The organism is Streptomyces sp. NPDC057565 (assembly GCF_042801455.1).
GTDB classification, from domain to species: domain Bacteria; phylum Actinomycetota; class Actinomycetes; order Streptomycetales; family Streptomycetaceae; genus Streptomyces; species Streptomyces yanii.
Genome location: NZ_JBHVFU010000186.1, coordinates 1 through 1261 on the forward strand (window position 1 = coordinate 1; position 1261 = coordinate 1261).

At 69.3% G+C, this 1261-nt stretch carries 1 protein-coding gene; it reads left to right on the forward strand.

Translation table 11 applies throughout. The features are described 5' to 3' along the window. Positions 1 to 601: 601 nt before the first annotated feature. Positions 602 to 1228, forward strand: coding sequence for an isochorismatase family protein (locus tag ACFU8W_RS52505; protein ID WP_384053017.1), 627 nt, complete (start codon positions 602 to 604; stop codon positions 1226 to 1228). Positions 1229 to 1261 lie beyond the last annotated feature (33 nt).

Sequence of the window (1261 nt, forward strand, 5' to 3'; positions counted from 1 at the left end):
CGGCTGCTGGGTCTGCGGCTGGCTGATCTGCTGGGGGGTATAGACGGACATGCGGGACTCCTCCTTGAGCCTCTCGGTTTCGGAAGCACAGACGAACGGCACGCCAAGAAACCCAGCCTGCCGCCACCGAGCAGCAAAGCACCAACCGACCAAGAGCACATTCCGGGACATACCGCCAAGCGATGGAGCCGCGTGACGGACGCGTTGATGATGCCCACGGCCGCAGCATCCGCCCTGCTCCACGTGATCGTCCAGGCAGGCTGCAACACCAGTTCCCCACTTCCCGGTCGGGCGGCGCCGCGGTGACGCTGCCTGGATGCGACAGGTAAGTGATCGTGCTCTGGGTGCTCGATGCTGCTGCGACCCGGCAGATGCTGCAGGCCCGACTGCTGCATTGCCCGGACTGCCGGGGTGCCCTGCGCCCCTGAGCGACGGGGCTCGCTCATACGCAGGTCGCCGACCAGGCAGCGATCGCCCGCGACCTCGACGTCCCGGCACGCACGGTTCGGGACTGGCTACGCGCCGCCCGGCGCGGTGCCACCGGCCTGGTCACGCGCGCGGCCCAGGCCGCAACGCTCCTACCCGTGACCGCGCCGCCCTCGTGCTCGTCGACCACCAGGTCGGTCTGCTGCTGGGCGTCCAGGACCCGGAGCAGGAACTGCTGCGCCGCAATGTGGTCGCCCTCACGAAGATCGCGAAGGCGCACGGCCTCCCAGTAGTCATCACCACCAGCGCCGACAGCGGACCGAACGGCATCCTGCTGCCGGAGATCTCCGCCGAGCTGCCCGACGCCCCCGTGATCCGCCGCCCCGGCGAGATCGACGCCTTCGACAACGCGGAGTTCGCCGCCGCCGTCAGGGCGACCGCCCGCGACCAGTTGATCATCGCGGGCATCAGCACCGACGTCTGCGTCTCCTTCGCCGCCCAGTCCGCCGTCGCCTCCGGCTACCAGGCGCACGCCGTCCTGGACGCCTCCGGCACCTGGAACCAGCTGGCCACCTTCGCCGCCGCGCGCCGCATGGAAAACGCGGGCGTGACACTCAACAACACCGTCACCGTTGCCGCCGAGCTCCAGGGCGACTGGCGCAAGGACGGCGGCCAGGAGCTCGCAGGACTGTTCGCCAGCCACGCGATCCCCTTCTACGGATCACTCATCCCCTACGTCACCCCCCCCGTTACCTTTTTCGTGGCTCCGCAACGGGGCTACCGGCCTTCGGGTCCGGCATGACTTCCCCCCCTTGTTGTTGATGATCCGGGGGGT